Source organism: Streptomyces sp. NPDC029139 (assembly GCF_055564335.1).
This window is the reverse complement of record NZ_JBVHWN010000004.1, coordinates 173,277-187,886: the sequence shown is the minus strand read 5'-3', so window position 1 is coordinate 187,886 and position 14,610 is coordinate 173,277. Positions and strand designations below refer to the sequence as shown.

17 protein-coding genes and 1 pseudogene are annotated in these 14,610 nt (G+C 69.4%); 8 read left to right on the top strand and 10 right to left on the bottom strand.

The window, feature by feature from the left end; translation table 11 throughout:
- The first annotated feature begins 280 nt into the window (after positions 1-280).
- Positions 281-1,768: a replicative DNA helicase gene (dnaB, locus tag ACZ4VW_RS11895; RefSeq protein ID WP_467961116.1), complete on the top strand. Its 1,488-nt coding sequence runs from the start codon at positions 281-283 to the stop codon at positions 1,766-1,768.
- A gap of 11 nt (positions 1,769-1,779) precedes the next feature.
- On the opposite strand, the gene ACZ4VW_RS11890 is transcribed toward dnaB, so the two are convergent.
- Positions 1,780-2,553, bottom strand: a complete 774-nt coding sequence (locus ACZ4VW_RS11890; RefSeq protein ID WP_467961114.1) for a dienelactone hydrolase family protein — start codon at positions 2,551-2,553, stop codon at positions 1,780-1,782.
- A 163-nt stretch (positions 2,554-2,716) separates the two neighbouring features.
- Here ACZ4VW_RS11890 and ACZ4VW_RS11885 point away from each other — a divergent pair, with 163 nt between their 5' ends.
- On the top strand, positions 2,717-4,099 hold the full coding sequence (locus tag ACZ4VW_RS11885; protein WP_467961112.1) for a serine hydrolase domain-containing protein: 1,383 nt from the start codon (positions 2,717-2,719) through the stop codon (positions 4,097-4,099).
- Between the two features lie 85 nt (positions 4,100-4,184).
- On the opposite strand, the gene ACZ4VW_RS11880 is transcribed toward ACZ4VW_RS11885, so the two are convergent.
- From ACZ4VW_RS11880 to ACZ4VW_RS11865, 4 genes and pseudogenes are all read right to left on the bottom strand, one after another.
- Positions 4,185-4,637, bottom strand: coding sequence for a GNAT family N-acetyltransferase (locus ACZ4VW_RS11880; protein ID WP_467961110.1), 453 nt, complete (start codon positions 4,635-4,637; stop codon positions 4,185-4,187).
- A gap of 31 nt (positions 4,638-4,668) precedes the next feature.
- Positions 4,669-5,127: a MarR family winged helix-turn-helix transcriptional regulator gene (locus ACZ4VW_RS11875; RefSeq protein ID WP_467961108.1), complete on the bottom strand. Its 459-nt coding sequence runs from the start codon at positions 5,125-5,127 to the stop codon at positions 4,669-4,671.
- Positions 5,128-5,206: 79 nt separating this feature from the next.
- Positions 5,207-6,070, bottom strand: coding sequence for a GNAT family N-acetyltransferase (locus tag ACZ4VW_RS11870; protein ID WP_467961106.1), 864 nt, complete (start codon positions 6,068-6,070; stop codon positions 5,207-5,209).
- Between the two features lie 5 nt (positions 6,071-6,075).
- A pseudogene (locus ACZ4VW_RS11865) lies at positions 6,076-6,396 on the bottom strand (hypothetical protein).
- Positions 6,397-6,473: 77 nt separating this feature from the next.
- Between ACZ4VW_RS11865 and ACZ4VW_RS11860 the strand changes: the two are divergent.
- Both ACZ4VW_RS11860 and ACZ4VW_RS11855 read left to right on the top strand, forming a co-directional pair.
- The gene (locus tag ACZ4VW_RS11860; protein WP_467961104.1) at positions 6,474-7,127 is read left to right on the top strand and encodes an HAD family hydrolase; all 654 of its coding nucleotides are present in this window, start codon (positions 6,474-6,476) and stop codon (positions 7,125-7,127) included.
- Positions 7,128-7,231: 104 nt separating this feature from the next.
- Entirely contained in the window at positions 7,232-8,413 is a 1,182-nt protein-coding gene (locus ACZ4VW_RS11855; RefSeq protein WP_467961102.1) for a globin domain-containing protein, read from the top strand.
- Here ACZ4VW_RS11855 and ACZ4VW_RS11850 read toward each other — a convergent pair whose 3' ends face one another.
- The 5 genes from ACZ4VW_RS11850 to ACZ4VW_RS11830 form a co-directional block, all read right to left on the bottom strand.
- Positions 8,414-8,893 (bottom strand): NUDIX domain-containing protein, encoded by a 480-nt coding sequence (locus ACZ4VW_RS11850; RefSeq protein ID WP_467961100.1) that lies wholly within the window; start codon positions 8,891-8,893, stop codon positions 8,414-8,416.
- A gap of 35 nt (positions 8,894-8,928) precedes the next feature.
- Positions 8,929-9,825, bottom strand: a complete 897-nt coding sequence (locus ACZ4VW_RS11845; RefSeq protein ID WP_467961098.1) for a LysR family transcriptional regulator — start codon at positions 9,823-9,825, stop codon at positions 8,929-8,931.
- Positions 9,826-10,062: 237 nt separating this feature from the next.
- Positions 10,063-11,217 (bottom strand): cystathionine gamma-lyase, encoded by a 1,155-nt coding sequence (locus tag ACZ4VW_RS11840; protein ID WP_467961096.1) that lies wholly within the window; start codon positions 11,215-11,217, stop codon positions 10,063-10,065.
- On the bottom strand, positions 11,214-11,702 hold the full coding sequence (locus ACZ4VW_RS11835; protein WP_467961866.1) for a low molecular weight protein-tyrosine-phosphatase: 489 nt from the start codon (positions 11,700-11,702) through the stop codon (positions 11,214-11,216). The genes ACZ4VW_RS11840 and ACZ4VW_RS11835 overlap by 4 nt, the downstream gene beginning before the upstream one ends.
- A gap of 9 nt (positions 11,703-11,711) precedes the next feature.
- Complete coding sequence (locus ACZ4VW_RS11830; RefSeq protein WP_467961095.1) at positions 11,712-12,089, bottom strand: phage holin family protein; 378 nt, start codon at positions 12,087-12,089, stop codon at positions 11,712-11,714.
- Between the two features lie 51 nt (positions 12,090-12,140).
- Here ACZ4VW_RS11830 and ACZ4VW_RS11825 point away from each other — a divergent pair, with 51 nt between their 5' ends.
- The 4 genes from ACZ4VW_RS11825 to ACZ4VW_RS11810 all read left to right on the top strand — a co-directional run bounded on the left by ACZ4VW_RS11825 (position 12,141) and on the right by ACZ4VW_RS11810 (position 14,429).
- Positions 12,141-12,458, top strand: a complete 318-nt coding sequence (locus ACZ4VW_RS11825; protein ID WP_355110745.1) for a cupin domain-containing protein — start codon at positions 12,141-12,143, stop codon at positions 12,456-12,458.
- Between the two features lie 132 nt (positions 12,459-12,590).
- Positions 12,591-12,809: a DUF5326 family protein gene (locus ACZ4VW_RS11820; RefSeq protein WP_467961094.1), complete on the top strand. Its 219-nt coding sequence runs from the start codon at positions 12,591-12,593 to the stop codon at positions 12,807-12,809.
- A 276-nt stretch (positions 12,810-13,085) separates the two neighbouring features.
- Entirely contained in the window at positions 13,086-13,856 is a 771-nt protein-coding gene (locus ACZ4VW_RS11815; RefSeq protein ID WP_467961092.1) for an IclR family transcriptional regulator, read from the top strand.
- 138 nt (positions 13,857-13,994) lie between these two features.
- Positions 13,995-14,429, top strand: a complete 435-nt coding sequence (locus ACZ4VW_RS11810) for an SsgA family sporulation/cell division regulator (RefSeq protein ID WP_467961864.1) — start codon at positions 13,995-13,997, stop codon at positions 14,427-14,429.
- The last annotated feature ends 181 nt before the right edge of the window (positions 14,430-14,610 follow it).

Below are 14,610 nucleotides of genomic sequence, written 5' to 3'. Positions count from 1 at the left end.
AAAAAGAGCAGGTCAGAGGCGCGTGCGAGGGTGGGGTATGAGTTTGTCCACATGGCTGTCCCCTGGTCCGTGCACAGGTTCTGGAGAGTTCTCCACAGCATCTGGTCGTTCACCCACAGGCCCTGTGGATAACCAGATTGGCTGAAGGTGCCCGCGGGCCTACCGTGGTCCGGCGCCCCACGAGCCAGAAGCGGAGTCAAAGCCTCTTGTTTGTCCGAGCCGTGGCGTAAGAAAGAGTGGCACGGCTAGGTCCGCGGAGCGGACGGGAGGAGGTGGCTTGATGAGCATTCCCGAGCCGTTGGACGACCCCTGGGCAGACAGCGGACCGAGTGACCGGCTGCCTGTCGCACGACCCCGCGGGGAGAGCCGTGGGCGCGGCCGGGGGCGTGAGGACCAGCATGACCGCGGCAGCGACAGCGGCCCGTGGGACAGCGGTCTCTCCGGCTTCGAGCGGGTGCCCCCGCAGGACCTCGACGCCGAGCAGTCCGTCCTCGGCGGCATGCTGCTCTCCAAGGACGCCATCGCGGACGTCGTGGAGATCATCAAGGGCCATGACTTCTACAAGCCCGCCCACGAGACGGTCTACGCCGCGATCCTCGATCTGTACGCCAAGGGCGAGCCGGCCGACCCGATCACGGTCGGCGCCGAGCTCACCAAGCGCGGCGAGATCACCCGCGTCGGCGGTGCCTCCTACCTTCACACGCTCGTCCAGTCGGTGCCGACGGCGGCCAACGCCGCGTACTACGCGGAGATCGTCCACGAGCGCGCTGTGCTCCGCCGCCTCGTGGAGGCCGGCACCAAGATCACGCAGATGGGATACGCGGCCGACGGAGACGTCGACGAGATCGTGAACTCGGCCCAGGCCGAGATCTACGCGGTCACCGAGCAGCGCACCACCGAGGACTATCTGCCGCTCGGCGACATCATGGAGGGCGCCCTCGACGAGATCGAGGCGATCGGCTCGCGCAGCGGCGAGATGACGGGCGTGCCGACCGGTTTCACCGACCTCGACCAGCTCACCAACGGGCTCCACCCAGGTCAGATGATCATCATCGCCGCCCGTCCCGCCATGGGTAAGTCGACCCTCGCGCTGGACTTCGCCCGGGCCTGCTCCATCAAGCACAATCTGCCGAGCGTCATCTTCTCCCTCGAAATGGGCCGCAACGAGATCGCGATGCGCCTTCTCTCGGCGGAGGCCCGGGTCGCGCTGCACCACATGCGCTCCGGAACCATGACGGACGAGGACTGGACCCGGCTGGCCCGCCGGATGCCCGACGTCTCGCAGGCCCCGCTCTACATCGACGACTCCCCGAACCTCTCGATGATGGAGATCCGCGCCAAGTGCCGTCGGCTCAAGCAGCGGGCCGGCCTCAAGCTCGTGGTGATCGACTACCTCCAGCTGATGCAGTCGGGCGGCTCCAAGCGGGCCGAGAGCCGACAGCAGGAGGTCTCCGACATGTCGCGAAACCTGAAGCTCCTGGCCAAGGAGCTGGAGCTGCCGGTGATCGCGCTCTCTCAGCTGAACCGTGGTCCCGAACAGCGCACCGACAAGAAGCCGATGGTCTCCGACCTGCGTGAATCCGGCTCGATCGAGCAGGACGCGGACATGGTGATCCTGCTGCACCGCGAGGACGCCTACGAGAAGGAGTCACCGCGCGCGGGCGAGGCGGACATCATCGTGGGCAAGCACCGAAACGGTCCGACGGCGACGATCACCGTGGCCTTCCAGGGTCACTACTCACGCTTCGTGGACATGGCGCAGACCTGATCGCCACGCCCTCACGCGGGAGCTGATCCGGCCTCGCCATAGGGGCTGAGCCGGGTGTCGACGTCCGTTACGGGCACGCATTCGGCGAGCAGGCCGACGATGTCGCGCCACGCCCGCTGCGCGTGCAGCGGGTGGTGGCCGATGCCGGGGAGCACGGTTTGGTCGACCGGCGGGTGGTGGAAGGCGTGGAGGGCTCCGCCGTAGACCACGAGGCGCCAGTCGACGCCCGCGGCCTGCATCTCGGCGGCGAAGGCGTCCCGTTGCTCAGCGGGCATGATCGGGTCCTCCGATCCGACCCCGGCCCACACAGGGCAGCGGATGCGCGCCGCCTCGCCCGGACGGCCCGTGATGAGGCCGTTGACCGTGGCGATCGCCCGCAGGTCGACGCCGTCCCGCCCGAGTTCCAGCGCGATCGCGCCCCCGGTGCCGTAGCCGATGGCGGCGATCCGTTCGAAATCGGTCCGTGGTTCGGCGCGCAGCACATCGAGTGCCGCGTGGCCGATGTCCCGCATCCGCTCCGGGTCGGCGAGCAGCGGCATCGCGCGCGCCAGCATCTCCTGGGGATCGGTGAACCAGCGCCCGCCGTGGAGGTCGAAGGCCAGTGCCACGTACCCCAGTTCGGCGAGGGCGTCGGCCCGGTCGCGCATGACGTCGTTCAGGCCCGGCCCCTCGGGGCCGAGCAGGACCGCGGGCCGGCGGCCGGTACCGGCGGGGAGCGCGAGGTGCCCGATCATGGTGAGGCCGTCGGCGGGGTAGGTGACCGTACGCGTGGTGACTGTCGTCATGGGACGGGACCGTAGTGACGGTCGGGCCCGGTCGGGCCGGTCTTCACTGTCGGCAGAACGCCACGGTCCCGCCGATGCCCCGGAGAGTCCGCCGCCGCCCTGGAGAGTCCGCCGCGGGCGAAATATGGTCGACTCCGGCGGGGGTTGGGCGTTGGATCAATGCATGACGCCACCCTTCGATGTTCTGCTTCCCAGCACCGAACGCGCTCTGTCGCACCGTGTAGCCGTCGCCCAGTCCGAGGGGAGGGCGCCCTCCTTCGTCGGTGCGGTGGCCCGCGACGGGGCGATGGTGTGGAGCGGATCGCGCAGTTGCGTCGACGGCCATGCCCCGGACGCGGACACGCAGTACCGGATCGGTTCTCTCACCAAGGTGTTCACCGCCGTTCTGGTGATGCGGCTCCGGGACGAGGGGCTCCTGGACCTGAACGACCCCTTGGCGAAGCACCTTCCAGGGACGGGCGTCGGCGAGGTGACCATCGCGCAACTCCTCGGACACACCGCCGGTCTCGCGGCCGAGACGCCGGGGCCGTGGTGGGAACGGACTCCTGGGACCACGCGCCCTGAGCTCGCCGACGTCCTGGGCGAGGACCCCCTCCTCCACCCCGTGGGGCGCCGGCATCACTACTCCAACCCCGGCTACACCCTGCTCGGTTCGCTGGTCGAGGAGGTCCGCGGAGTGTCCTGGGAGGAGGCGCTGCGCCGCGAGGTCCTGGAGCCCCTGGGGCTGACGCGTACGACCGTGCAGCCGGTGGCGCCCCAGGCCGGTGGCTGGGCCGTGCACCCATGGGCCGATGTGATGATGCCCGAACCGACCGAGCACCTGGGGGTGATGGCGCCGGCCGGACAGCTCTGGTCGACGGCTGAGAATCTCTGTCGCTTCGCCGGTTTCCTCGCGCGGGGTGACGACCGTGTATTGAGTGCGGCTTCCGTGGAGGAGATGCGGACGCCGGCGGCGCCGCCGGGAGCGGGTGACTGGGAGGGTGGCTACGGCCTCGGTGTGCAACTGCTGCGCAGGGACGGCCGGACGCTGATCGGCCACACCGGCTCGCTGCCGGGCTTCGTCGCGTGCCTCTGGGTGAGTGTGGAGGACGGGGTGGCGGCGGTGGCGCTCGCCAACGCGACCTCGGGGCCGCTGACGTCGGTGGTGGCCGCGGATCTCGTACGGATCGTGGCGGATGCCGAGCCCAGGTTCCCGGAGCCGTGGCGGCCGTTGCCGGAGGCCGAGGTCGATCAGGAACTGCTGGAGCTGACCGGGCCCTGGTACTGGGGGACGTACGCGTTCGGGCTGCGTCTGGGACCCGACCGGAGCGTCGTCCTCGAGCCCTTGCGGGGTGCCGGACGGCGGGCGACCTTCCGGGCGCTGCCCGACGGCGGGTGGATCGGTCTGAACGGTTATTACGCGGGGGAGACCCTGCGCGCGGTGCGGCGGCCGGACGGCTCGGTGAGCCATCTGGATCTCGCTTCCTTCGTCTTCACCCGAGAACCGTACGAGCGGGGCGATGCAATCCCCGGCGGAGTCGACGAGGCGGGCTGGCGCGGCCTCTGAGCACGTGTTTCACGTGAAACAGGACGTCGAGGGCCACGCGCCTCGGCGTCCTGCGGTCCTTCGGTGGCTGTAGCGGCCCTGGGCCTCAGAGCGCCATTTTGAAGCCGAGGTGGGAGGCCTCGAACCCCAGCCGCTCGTAGAAGCGGTGGGCGTCCGTACGGCTGGCGTCGGAGGTCAGCTGCACCAACTGGCAGTCCTGCCGTCGGGACTCCTCCACGGCCCACTCGATGAGCTGGGTGCCGAGGCCGCTGCCCCGCTCCTCCGCGTGGATGCGGACGCCTTCGATGATCGACCGGGTGGACCCGCGCCGGGAGAGACCGGGGATGACCGTGAGCTGCAGGGTGCCGACGACCTTGCCCTCGCGCACAGCGACGACGAGATGCTGGTTCGGGTCCTGTGCCAGTCGTTCGAGGGCCGTGGTGTACGGCGTGAGGTCGTCCGGGGACTCGCGCTGTGCCCCCAGGGGGTCGTCGGCGAGCATCGCGACGATGTCCGGAAGGTCCTCGGCGGTGGCGGGCCGTATGTGAAGATCGCTCATGGGCCGCAGACTACGCCCGGGGCTGTGCGGGCTAGGCCGGGACGCGCAGTCCCTCGACGACGCGGACCAGGGGAGCCAGCTCGGGGTTCTTCGCCGCCTCGTCGAGCGCTTCGCGCAGCGCCCCGTCATTGGTGGGCCGTGCCTCGTCGAGGAGCTTCATGCCGGCTTCGGTGACGTCGGTGTAGATGCCGCGCCGGTCGGTGGCGCAGAGGTAGCGCGTGAGTAGGCCGCGGTCCTCCAGGCGGGTCACCAGGCGAGTGGTGGCGCTCTGGCTGAGCACGACGGCGTCCGCGACCTGCTTCATCTGGAGATGCCCACCGGGACCGCTGTGCTGGCGGCTGAGGACATCGAGCAGCGAGTACTCGCGCATGCTCAGGCCGTGCTTGGCCTCCAGCGCGCGCTCGATGTGGGACTCGATCCTGCCGTGCAGCAGCGAGAGAGCGCACCAGCCCTGGGAGAGGGCGGTGAGGGCGGGGTCGGTCGCGGTCATGGTGTCTCCTCGGTCCGGAGCGGCTTCTCCCAGAGTAGACGATGACTGCAATAGTCCGCGTCTGCAACTATTGAGACTTTCATCCTGCCGCGACCGTGAGGGGCGCGAACCTCCGGCTCCAGTCGCCAGGGAGGGTGGTCAGTGAGCGCACCATGACCGTGTTGAACGCGACAGGGGCGAGACCGTTCGTCTTGAGCCAGCGCAGCAGCGACTCGTGGCGTACATCGATGTCCGTGCGCAGGGGGCGGTCCGTGGCCGCGGCCAGGGAGGCGACGAGGGCCTGCGCCGTCGCCGTGTCCCGGGCGATCAGGGGGCCGATGACATGGGTGTCCATGTTGGGCCAGGCCGCCGCGAAGCCGGTGATCTCGCCGTCCACCTCGGTGACGCGGAGCTGGTCCGCAAAGGCGGGCAGGCGGGTGATCATATGCGTCCGGTCCAGGCCGAAGATCTCCGTGTCCAGGCGCAGGATCGCCTGGAGGTCCTCCGCGGTGGCGGGGCGGGTGGGGACGTCGGGAGCCGGCTCCTTCGCGGTGAAGCAGCCTTTCACCATCTCCGCGCGGCCCGTCCGGACGAAGCCGAGCTGCTCGTAGAGCGGCTGGCCGTTCGGGGTCGCATGGAGCGTGAGCGGGGTGTCGCCAGCCTCGTCCAGCACATGGAGCATCAGGCGGCGCCCGACGCCCCGGCGGGCGTACCTCTCGGCGACCAGCACCATCCCGATCGCCGCCAGCCCCGCCCCGTACGAGGTGACTACGCAGGCCGCGATGAGACCCTTGCCGACCGGATCGTCGATGCCGTAGCCGGTCCCCGCAGTGAGCAGCAGGCTCCACTTGTGCTCCTCGCGGGGCCAGCCCCGGTCTTCGGAGAGATCGGCGCAGGCGATGAGGTCGTCCGCCGTGAGACGTCTGAAGGGGAGCTGGTCGAGCGGAGCGAGCGAGGTCGGCATGGGACTCAGGCTGTCTGACGTACTGATCGTCCGTCCACCGTTTTACGGGAACCGGCCTGCGCCCGTAGGCGCCAGCCCCTTCGGGTCAGCCCCCATGGCTTGAGTACCGAGACTGCCGTCATGAAGGGATAGGCCGTCGTCGACACCATCGGCGCCGCCACGAGGCTGAAGAGTCCCCAAGGACAGCACCAGGCCGCTCACCAGGGTGGTCACGGCGACCGGTGCCAGGAGCCAGTCGGTGAACGCCTTGAGCCCGAGCCACGCCGCGGAGACAGCGAATGGGTCACGAGGAGGGCCCGCCGAGCGGGTCGCTTGAGATGTTTCACGTGAAACACCGTGCCGCCCGGCGTTCTCCTCCCGCGTCCGACCGCGGGAGTAACCGCGCGTACTAGCCTCGGCGTACATGACGACGTTCCAGGGCCGAGGCAGACTTCACCTCTTCGATCTCGACGGGACCCTGATCCGGGGGTCGGCCGCAGCTGTGGAGATCTCTCGGCAGCTGGGTGTCACTGAGGAGATCGCAGCCCTGGAACGGGGATTTCTTCTGGCGGGGCTGACTCCCGACGAGTTCGCCGTTCAAGCACGCGAACTCTGGTCCGCTCTGACTCCCGAGCAGGTCACAGCCGCCTTCGACGGGGCTCCCTGGCTGGCCGGTATCCGCGAGGTGTGGGCGGACATCCGGGCCCAGGGAGGTCGCTGTGCGGTCATTTCGCTCTCGCCGGACTTCTTCGTCGAGCGCCTTCTCGACTGGGGGGCGGACGCGGCGCACGGTTCGCGATGGCCTGCGGTTCCCTTCACGGCGCCCATCCACCGCCCGGGAATCCTCAACGCCGCGGCGAAGGTGAGCATCGCGCGGCGACTCTGCGAGGAGTACGGGCTGGGCTTCGAGGACTGCGTCGCCTACGGCGACTCGATGTCCGATGCGCAGCTCTTCGCCGCGGTTCCCCTGGCAGTGGCGGTGAACGCGGACCGCCATCTGGCCGGGCTCTCCCGCCATGCCTACGTCGGAAACGATCTGCGAGAGGCGTACGAGCTGGTCCGAAAGGGCGCAGCCTAGCCGTACCCGAAGGGCTAATGCCCGAGAATTGCACTTTCTGTCCGAACCGGTGGCCGAACCTGCCACGCTGCCGCGACAAGAGCCGCTTGCGCGAGGCGAGGCAGATGATGGACGCTCCGACCCCCCAGTCGGTCGCTGAGGGCGATGCACCACCACCCCGAATACCTTCGGAGCCCTCTCCCGATGCCGCTCGCATCCGCCGCACGCTGGCGGAGATCGGCCCTGTGGCCGACAAGGTCACCTCGTACTTCTACGCCTTGCTCTTCGTCCGCCATCCCGAGCTGCGTTCCATGTTCCCCGCGGCCATGGACACCCAGCGGGACCGGCTCCTCGCGTCGCTGCTGACGGCGGCCGAGCACATGGACAACGCCCCGGTGCTCACCGCGTACCTGCGGAATCTGGGCCGGGGCCATCGCAAGTACGGCACACAGCCGGCTCACTACCCGGCCGTCGGCGAGGCCCTGATCGGGGCGCTGACCCGGTACGCCACGGTGACGTGGGACGAGGAGGCCGAAGCCGCCTGGGTCCGGACGTACACCACGATCTCGCAGATCATGATCGACGCGGCGGCTGAGAGCGAGCAGCAGGCGCCCGCCTGGTGGCAGGCAGAGGTCGTCTCGCACGATCTGCGGACTCCGGACATCGCGGTGATCACCCTCCGCCCCGACCAGCACTACCCCTTTCTCGCCGGCCAGTACACGACGCTGGAGACACCGTGGTGGCCGCGGGTATGGCGGCACTACTCCTTCGCCTCCGCGCCGCGCGCCGACGGACTGCTCTCTCTGCATGTGAAGGCGGTTCCGGCAGGCTGGGTCTCCAACGCCCTGGTGCACCATGCGCGCCCCGGTGACGTCCTGCGTCTCGGGCCACCGGCCGGGTCGATGACGGTCGACCACTCCACCGACAACGGGCTGCTCTGCCTGGGGGGTGGCACCGGGATAGCCCCCATCAAGGCGCTGGTCGAGGATGTCGCCGAGCACGGGGACCGGCGCCGGGTGGAGGTGTTCTACGGGGCGCGCAGCGGCGATGACCTCTACGACATCGACACGATGATGCGACTCCAGCAGACCTTCCCCTGGCTGTCGGTGCGGCCGGTCACCGAGGACCGGGCGCGGCTGCTGGACGAGGTGCGCCAGCACGGCCCGTGGAACGAGTACGAGGCGTATCTGTCGGGGCCGCCCGGCATGATCCGTCGCGGGGTCGACACCCTGCGCGGGATCGGGATCCCCGCCGAGCGGATACGCCACGATTCCCTGGAGGATCTGGTGGTGGTGGGCGGCGGGTAGTCAGCCCAGGTCGGGAGCGTGCATGGCGCGGACCCCCTCGATGTTGCCGTCCAGGTAGTGACGCAGGGACAGCGGTACGAGATGGACCGCGGCGATACCGACCCGCGTGAACGGCACCCGGACGATCTCGTACTCGCCGACCGGCTCCTCGACCTCCGGTCCGTGGCGCAGCGAGGGGTCCATCGACTCGAGCCGGCAGACGAAGAAGTGCTGGACCTTCACCCCCGAGACGCCGCCGTCGACGATGTGCTCCACGGTGTCGACGAAGCACGGGACCACATCGGTGATCTTGGCGCCGAGTTCCTCGTGCACCTCGCGGTGGAGGGCCTGGACGACGGTGGAGTCCGATGCCTCGACCCCGCCGCCGGGTGTCACCCAGTAGGGATCCATCCCCGGCTTGGTGCGCTTGATGAGGATGAGGTCGTTTCCGTCGAGCAGGATGGCGCGTGCGGTGCGCTTGACCACAGGGCGTTCGGTCATGGGAAGAAAATGGCCCGCCACGGGTGTCCTGAAACTCACCAGTCTCCAGAGGCGCCCAGGAGCCGCTCGTGGGCCCGCGCGATGTGCGGCAGCGCGAGGGTGCCGGCGCGGACGACGAGGAAGTACGTCCGCAGCGGCGGGACCGGCGGATCGAGGAGCGCCACGAGGCGTCCCCGCTCCAGGGCCTCCTCGCACAGATAGCGCGGAAGGACGGCGAGACCGGCTCCCGAGGCCGCCGATTCCAGGACCGCCCGCAGATCGGGAGCTATGACCGTGGCGGCCGAGGCCGGCTTGGTCTCGAAGACGGCCGCCCAATAGCGGGAGACGAACGGCAGCGACTCATGGACCTCCACCACCGGCAGCTGCTCCAGGACGACGGCGCCTTTCCGGAGCAGCACCTCCGGTGCGAGCCGGGCGGCCCAGCGCGGGGCGGCGACCAGCACGTGCTCCTCGTCGCAGAGCGGGGTCGAGGTGAGCAGGCCGCCGCGCGGGCGGGCGGTGGCGATGGCCAGATCGTGATGGCCCGCGGCGAGGCCCTCGAGGACCTCCTCGGTGTTCCCGGAGAAGGAGGTCCGTACGGCCAGTCCCTGGGAGACGAGGGGTGTGAGGGCGGGCAGGGCCCGTAACGAGGTGAACTCGGGAGGCCCGGCGAGATGGAGCGTACGGATCCCGCTCTCCTCGCCCGGGCCGGTCTCGGCGATCTCGACGAGCGCGTCCAGATGCGGGGCGGCGCGGTGGGCCAACTCGTCGCCGATGGTGGTGGGGGTGACGCCACGGGCCTGTCGGAGGAAGAGCGGGCGGCCCAGCTGTCGTTCCAAGGTGCGGATCTGGCTGGTGACCGCCGGCTGGGACAGCCCGAGAAGCGCCGCGGCGCGGGTGAAGGAGCCGGCCCGGTGCACCGTGACGAATGTGCGCAGCAGGGCGAGATCCATGTCCGCCCCCTCCCGGCCGTGCGGCCGTTCGACTCAGGCGGCCGGCTGACGGCGCCTCAGGACCGTCCAACTATAAATAAGTCGATAGGCCTCTGTCGCTACCGTGATTGGACACTGACGCAGAGTCAACTAGCCTGGGTCAGGCGGTTCTCCGCGCGTGGAACCGGGGCGTTCCGAGCCATGAGGGGGGAGGCTCGGAGCGCCCCGTTCCGTGTGCCGAGCTGCGGCGGCCGTGCGTCAGCAGGCGGCCTTCTCGGCCTCGTCGAGGGCGCGCAGCACGTCCGCGACCAGGTCCTCCGGGTCCTCCGCGCCGACGGAGAAGCGGATGAAGCCCTCCGGGACGGAATCGCCTCCCCACCGCCCACGTCGCTCGGCGGTGGAGCGCACACCGCCGAAGCTGGTCGCGTCGTCCACCAGGCGCAGGGCGTCGAGGAACCGCTCCGCCCACGGCCGGTCGGGAAGGACGAAGGACACCACGGGCCCGAAGCGCCGCATCTGCCGTGACGCCACCGCGTGCGAAGGATCGCCGGGCAGCCCCGGGTAGCGCAGTCCGGCCACCTCGGCGCGCGCATCCAGGGCCTCGGCGAGGGCCAGGGCCGAGGCGCACTGCCGGTCGATGCGGAGGTGGAGCGTGGCGAGGGAGCGGTGGGCGAGCCACGCCTCCATCGGGCCGGGGATCGCGCCGACGATCTTGCGCCAGCGCCGTACCTCCGCCGCCAGGCGCGGATCGCGGCAACTGACGTGGCCGAGCAGGATGTCGCCGTGCCCGGTCATCCCCTTCGTGTCGCTCGCGACGGAGAAGTCCGCGCCGAGCTCCAGCGGCCGCTGGCCGAGCGGCGTGGCCAAGGTGTTGTCGACCGCGACGAGCGCCCCGCCCTCGTGCGCCGCGCGCACCAGGCGACGGATGTCGCAGACGTCGAGCCCGGGGTTGGAGGGCGTCTCGATCCACAGCAGCCGCGCGCCGTCCAGCACGGACAGCTGGGCGTCGCCGCCGGTCGGCGCGGTGCGGACCTCGATGCCGTACGCCCTGAGCTGCTCGTGGAGCAGCGGCAGCGCCTGATAGCCGTCGTCCGGCATGACGACCGTGTCGCCCGCCTTCAACTGGGAGAAGAGGACGGCGGAGATGGCGGCCATGCCCGAGGCGAAGACGAGCGTCTCGACGCCCGGCTCCCCCGGCGCCTCCAGCTGCCCGATGGCGCGTTCCAGATGGGACCAGGTGGGGTTCTCGTCCCGCCCGTACGTGTAGGGGCCGGAGGGATCACCCGGCAGGTGGAAGTGGGCGGCGAACACCGGCCCCGGCAGGGTGGGCTCGTACTTGACCGGCTCGGGAAGCCCGGCGCGCACCGCCCGCGTGCCCTCGCCGAGACCGTCGCCCACTGCGTCCATGCTCATGCCGCTCGTTCCTCCACCCTCTCGCGCACCGCGGCGAGCAGTCCCTCGCTCGCGGCCTCCACCATTTCCAGGCACTCCTCGAACCCTTCCGCCCCGCCGTAGTACGGGTCGGGGACGTCGGGATCGTCGGCCACCGGGTCGTACGAGCGCAGCAGCCGTATCTTCGCCGCGTCTTCCACGGTCGGGGCGAGCCGCCGGAGTTCCCGCAGATGCCCCTCGTCGAGGGCGATCACCAGATCGAGCGCCGGGAACCACGAGGCACGGAACCGGCGGGCCGTGTGCGCGGAGGCGTAGCCGTGGTCCTCCAGGACGGCGACCGTCCGCGGATCGGCACCGTCGCCCTCGTGCCAGCCGCCGGTGCCCGCGCTGTCCACCTCGACCGCGCTCGCCAGGCCGGCCTCCTCCACGCGGGCGCGGAAGACGGACTCGGCCATCGGCGACCGGCAGATGTTGCCGGTGCAGACGAAACAGATGCGGTATGTCATCGTCCGCACTCAGTCCCCGTCGGGGAGAACGATGTTGAGCGCCCAGGAGACCACGGAGATGATCAGGCCGCCGAGCACGGCGGTCCAGAAGCCTTCGACATGGAAGCTGAGGTCGAGCTGGTCGGCCAGCCAGGAGGTGAGCAGCAGCATCAAGGCGTTGATCACCAAGGTGATCAGGCCGAGGGTGAGGATGAACAGCGGAAGCGAGATCAGCTTGACGACCGGCTTCACCAGGAAGTTCACCACGCCGAAAACCAGGGCGACGAGGATGAGTGTCCAGGCCTTCTTGCCCGTGCTGTCACCGGTCAGGGTGATGTCCTGGAGCAGCCAGATGGCCACTCCGAGAGCGCCCGCGTTCGCGAGCGTCTTGACTACAAAATTCTTCATGTGTCTGATCGTGGCAGACATGATCGGGCCAAGGGCAGGGGCGGACGCACGATGAAGGCATTCCGACTGGACGAGCTGGAGGCGGAGCGCGCCGCCAACGACGGCGCGTACCTCCAGTTCCTGCGGGAGCGGAACATGTCGGTGGGCCTGTACGCGCTCGACGCGGGCTCCCTCGACCCGCAGCAGCCGCACGGTCAGGACGAGGTGTACTTCGTCGTGAGCGGCCGGGCCGCGATCACGGTCGGGATGGAGACGACGCAGGTCGCGCGCGGCAGCGTGGTCTACGTGCCGGCCGGGGTGGCCCACAAGTTCCACCACATCACCGAGGATCTCCGGGTCATGGTGGTCTTCTCCCCGCCGGAGTCCTGAGCTCCCCTAGGGGTCGGATCAGGGGACAGCAAGGGCTGCGAGGCCCCCGCGGGCCCCGGTGCCGCGCCTAGCATCGAGGGTGTTCGGCGCAGATCGCGCGGAGCGGAGTCTTCGGGAGAAGAGGTAGGCGCGATGGCGGTACGAGAGATTCTCGCGGGGATGCCCTGGTGGGTGAAGTGGGTGGCCATACCGGTCATCGCCCTGCTTGTCTTCGGTGGCCTGATCACCAGCATCGCGATGTTCGTGATCGGTCTGCTCTTCAAGGTGCTGGTCTTCGTCGCCCTCGTCGGTGGACTGATCTACGTCGTGCGGAAGTTCACCGCCTCGTCGTCCTCGCGCGAGGATTGGTAGCACAAGCTACCCGCCGGTATGAACCACTCCTGGGCTGTTAGCCCGGCCGAGGGACGCGGTGGTTGAAACCGCGCCGACGCCCGGGGCCTGCCCCTAGAGTGGAAGCTCTGCCGCCCCGGGGAAACTGGCGTAGACGACAGCGCTGACCAGCCATTCTTCACCTGTCCCGGGCGGGTCCGCCACCGGACCCCACCGGTTCCCAGGCCGCGGCGGGCGCGCGGGGGCGGCCCCCGCGGGCGGGTGCACAACACCCGTCGTCATGCCTGGGGGTGACCTTTGGCCACGGCTACGCAGTCTGCTGTTCCTACCCTGATCGGCTCGGTGCAGCGGGCGCTGAGACTCCTGGAAGCCGTGGGCTCCCACGAGGACGGAGCCCCCGCCAAGCAGCTCGCGCGCGAAGCGGGTCTCCCGCTTCCCACCGCGTACCACCTGCTCCGCACCCTGACGCACGAAGGCTATCTGCGCCGCGAGAAGGGGGTGTTCCTGTTCGGCGACGCAGCGGGCCGACTGGCCGGCGGTGGAGTTCTGCAGAATCGTCGCACCAAGATCGAAGACTCGCTCGCGCACTGGCGCGACGAGATCGGCGTCCCCGTCTACTTCGCGATCTACCGCGAGGGCGAGATCGAACTCGTCGCCGTCGCCGACACCCCTTCCGCTCCCGCCGTGGACGAATGGGCGGACTTCCGCGAGACCGGCCACGCCCATGCGATCGGCCAGTGCCTGCTCAGTCAACTGGATCTGAGAAGTCGTCAAGACCACCTCGACCGCCATCCGGTGGAATCCATCACCCCGTATACGGTGCGTAACCGACGGGCGCTTTTGGAGCGTTTGGGAGGTATGGGGCGAATGGAACCCCTGGTGGAGCGTCAGGAGTATGCGTTGGGCACGGTTTGTGCCGCCGTCCCCATCACCGCGGGGTCCACGGCGGCCGCCATGGCGATTTCGCTGCCCCTCCACCAGGAAGAACGGTTGCTGCCCGCAGTCGATCAGCTACGCAATGAGATCGGAAGGCTCTTCAGTTCCTTCGCTTTCTCTATCAGTATCTGAAAAATCACTCCTTGTGATCTGCTAGCGCTTCCAGCACGATTGCGTCAAGAGGGCCATGGGGGATCATTCCTGGCCGTTTTGATCACAGCTTTCAGCAGCCGTGTCTACACAACTGCTTCATCTACTGCGGGGTACATGATGCGAGAGTCGGTTCAGGCCGAGGTCCTGATGAGCTTCCTCGTCTCCGAGGAGCTCTCCTTCAGGATCCCTGTGGAACTCCGGTACGAGACTGGAGATCCCTACGCGGTGCGGATGACCTTCCATCTCCCCGGAGACGCGCCCGTGACCTGGGCCTTCGGACGGGAATTGCTGCTGGACGGGATCAACCGGCCGAGCGGGGACGGCGATGTGCACATCGCGCCGACAGGCCGCGAGACACTTTCGGACGTCTCCATCCGGCTCCAGGTCGGCAGCGAACGGGCCCTGTTCCGGGCCAGCGCTCCGCCGCTCGTCGCCTTCCTCGACCGTACGGACAGGTTGGTTCCGCTCGGTCAGGAACGGACACTGGGCGACTTCGAGGGCCATCTGGAAGCTGCTCTCGGCCGCATTCTGGCCGAGGAGAACGCCGGCTGAGAACGCCGGCTGAGAACGCCGGCTGAGGACGCAGCCTCAGAAACGCGCCTCAGAACGCGCCTCAGAACGCGCGCGCCCCACAACGCAGCCGCAGAACGCAGGCAGCGCTGGTCCCGGCGCTCCGTCTCGCTCGTCCGGCCCGTCTCGCCCGCCCCACCCGTCTCGCCCGCCCCACCCGCCC

Excerpts from the sequence above, each read along its gene's own strand:
- dnaB (WP_467961116.1), top strand. The coding sequence starts at position 281 with ATGAGCATTCCCGAGCCGTTGGACGACCCCTGGGCAGACAGCGGACCG.
- ACZ4VW_RS11890 (WP_467961114.1), bottom strand. The coding sequence starts at position 2,553 with ATGACGACAGTCACCACGCGTACGGTCACCTACCCCGCCGACGGCCTC.
- ACZ4VW_RS11885 (WP_467961112.1), top strand. The coding sequence starts at position 2,717 with ATGACGCCACCCTTCGATGTTCTGCTTCCCAGCACCGAACGCGCTCTG.
- ACZ4VW_RS11880 (WP_467961110.1), bottom strand. The coding sequence starts at position 4,637 with ATGAGCGATCTTCACATACGGCCCGCCACCGCCGAGGACCTTCCGGAC.
- ACZ4VW_RS11875 (WP_467961108.1), bottom strand. The coding sequence starts at position 5,127 with ATGACCGCGACCGACCCCGCCCTCACCGCCCTCTCCCAGGGCTGGTGC.
- ACZ4VW_RS11870 (WP_467961106.1), bottom strand. The coding sequence starts at position 6,070 with ATGCCGACCTCGCTCGCTCCGCTCGACCAGCTCCCCTTCAGACGTCTC.
- ACZ4VW_RS11860 (WP_467961104.1), top strand. The coding sequence starts at position 6,474 with ATGACGACGTTCCAGGGCCGAGGCAGACTTCACCTCTTCGATCTCGAC.
- ACZ4VW_RS11855 (WP_467961102.1), top strand. The coding sequence starts at position 7,232 with ATGATGGACGCTCCGACCCCCCAGTCGGTCGCTGAGGGCGATGCACCA.
- ACZ4VW_RS11850 (WP_467961100.1), bottom strand. The coding sequence starts at position 8,893 with ATGACCGAACGCCCTGTGGTCAAGCGCACCGCACGCGCCATCCTGCTC.
- ACZ4VW_RS11845 (WP_467961098.1), bottom strand. The coding sequence starts at position 9,825 with ATGGATCTCGCCCTGCTGCGCACATTCGTCACGGTGCACCGGGCCGGC.
- ACZ4VW_RS11840 (WP_467961096.1), bottom strand. The coding sequence starts at position 11,217 with ATGAGCATGGACGCAGTGGGCGACGGTCTCGGCGAGGGCACGCGGGCG.
- ACZ4VW_RS11835 (WP_467961866.1), bottom strand. The coding sequence starts at position 11,702 with ATGACATACCGCATCTGTTTCGTCTGCACCGGCAACATCTGCCGGTCG.
- ACZ4VW_RS11830 (WP_467961095.1), bottom strand. The coding sequence starts at position 12,089 with ATGAAGAATTTTGTAGTCAAGACGCTCGCGAACGCGGGCGCTCTCGGA.
- ACZ4VW_RS11825 (WP_355110745.1), top strand. The coding sequence starts at position 12,141 with ATGAAGGCATTCCGACTGGACGAGCTGGAGGCGGAGCGCGCCGCCAAC.
- ACZ4VW_RS11820 (WP_467961094.1), top strand. The coding sequence starts at position 12,591 with ATGGCGGTACGAGAGATTCTCGCGGGGATGCCCTGGTGGGTGAAGTGG.
- ACZ4VW_RS11810 (WP_467961864.1), top strand. The coding sequence starts at position 13,995 with ATGCGAGAGTCGGTTCAGGCCGAGGTCCTGATGAGCTTCCTCGTCTCC.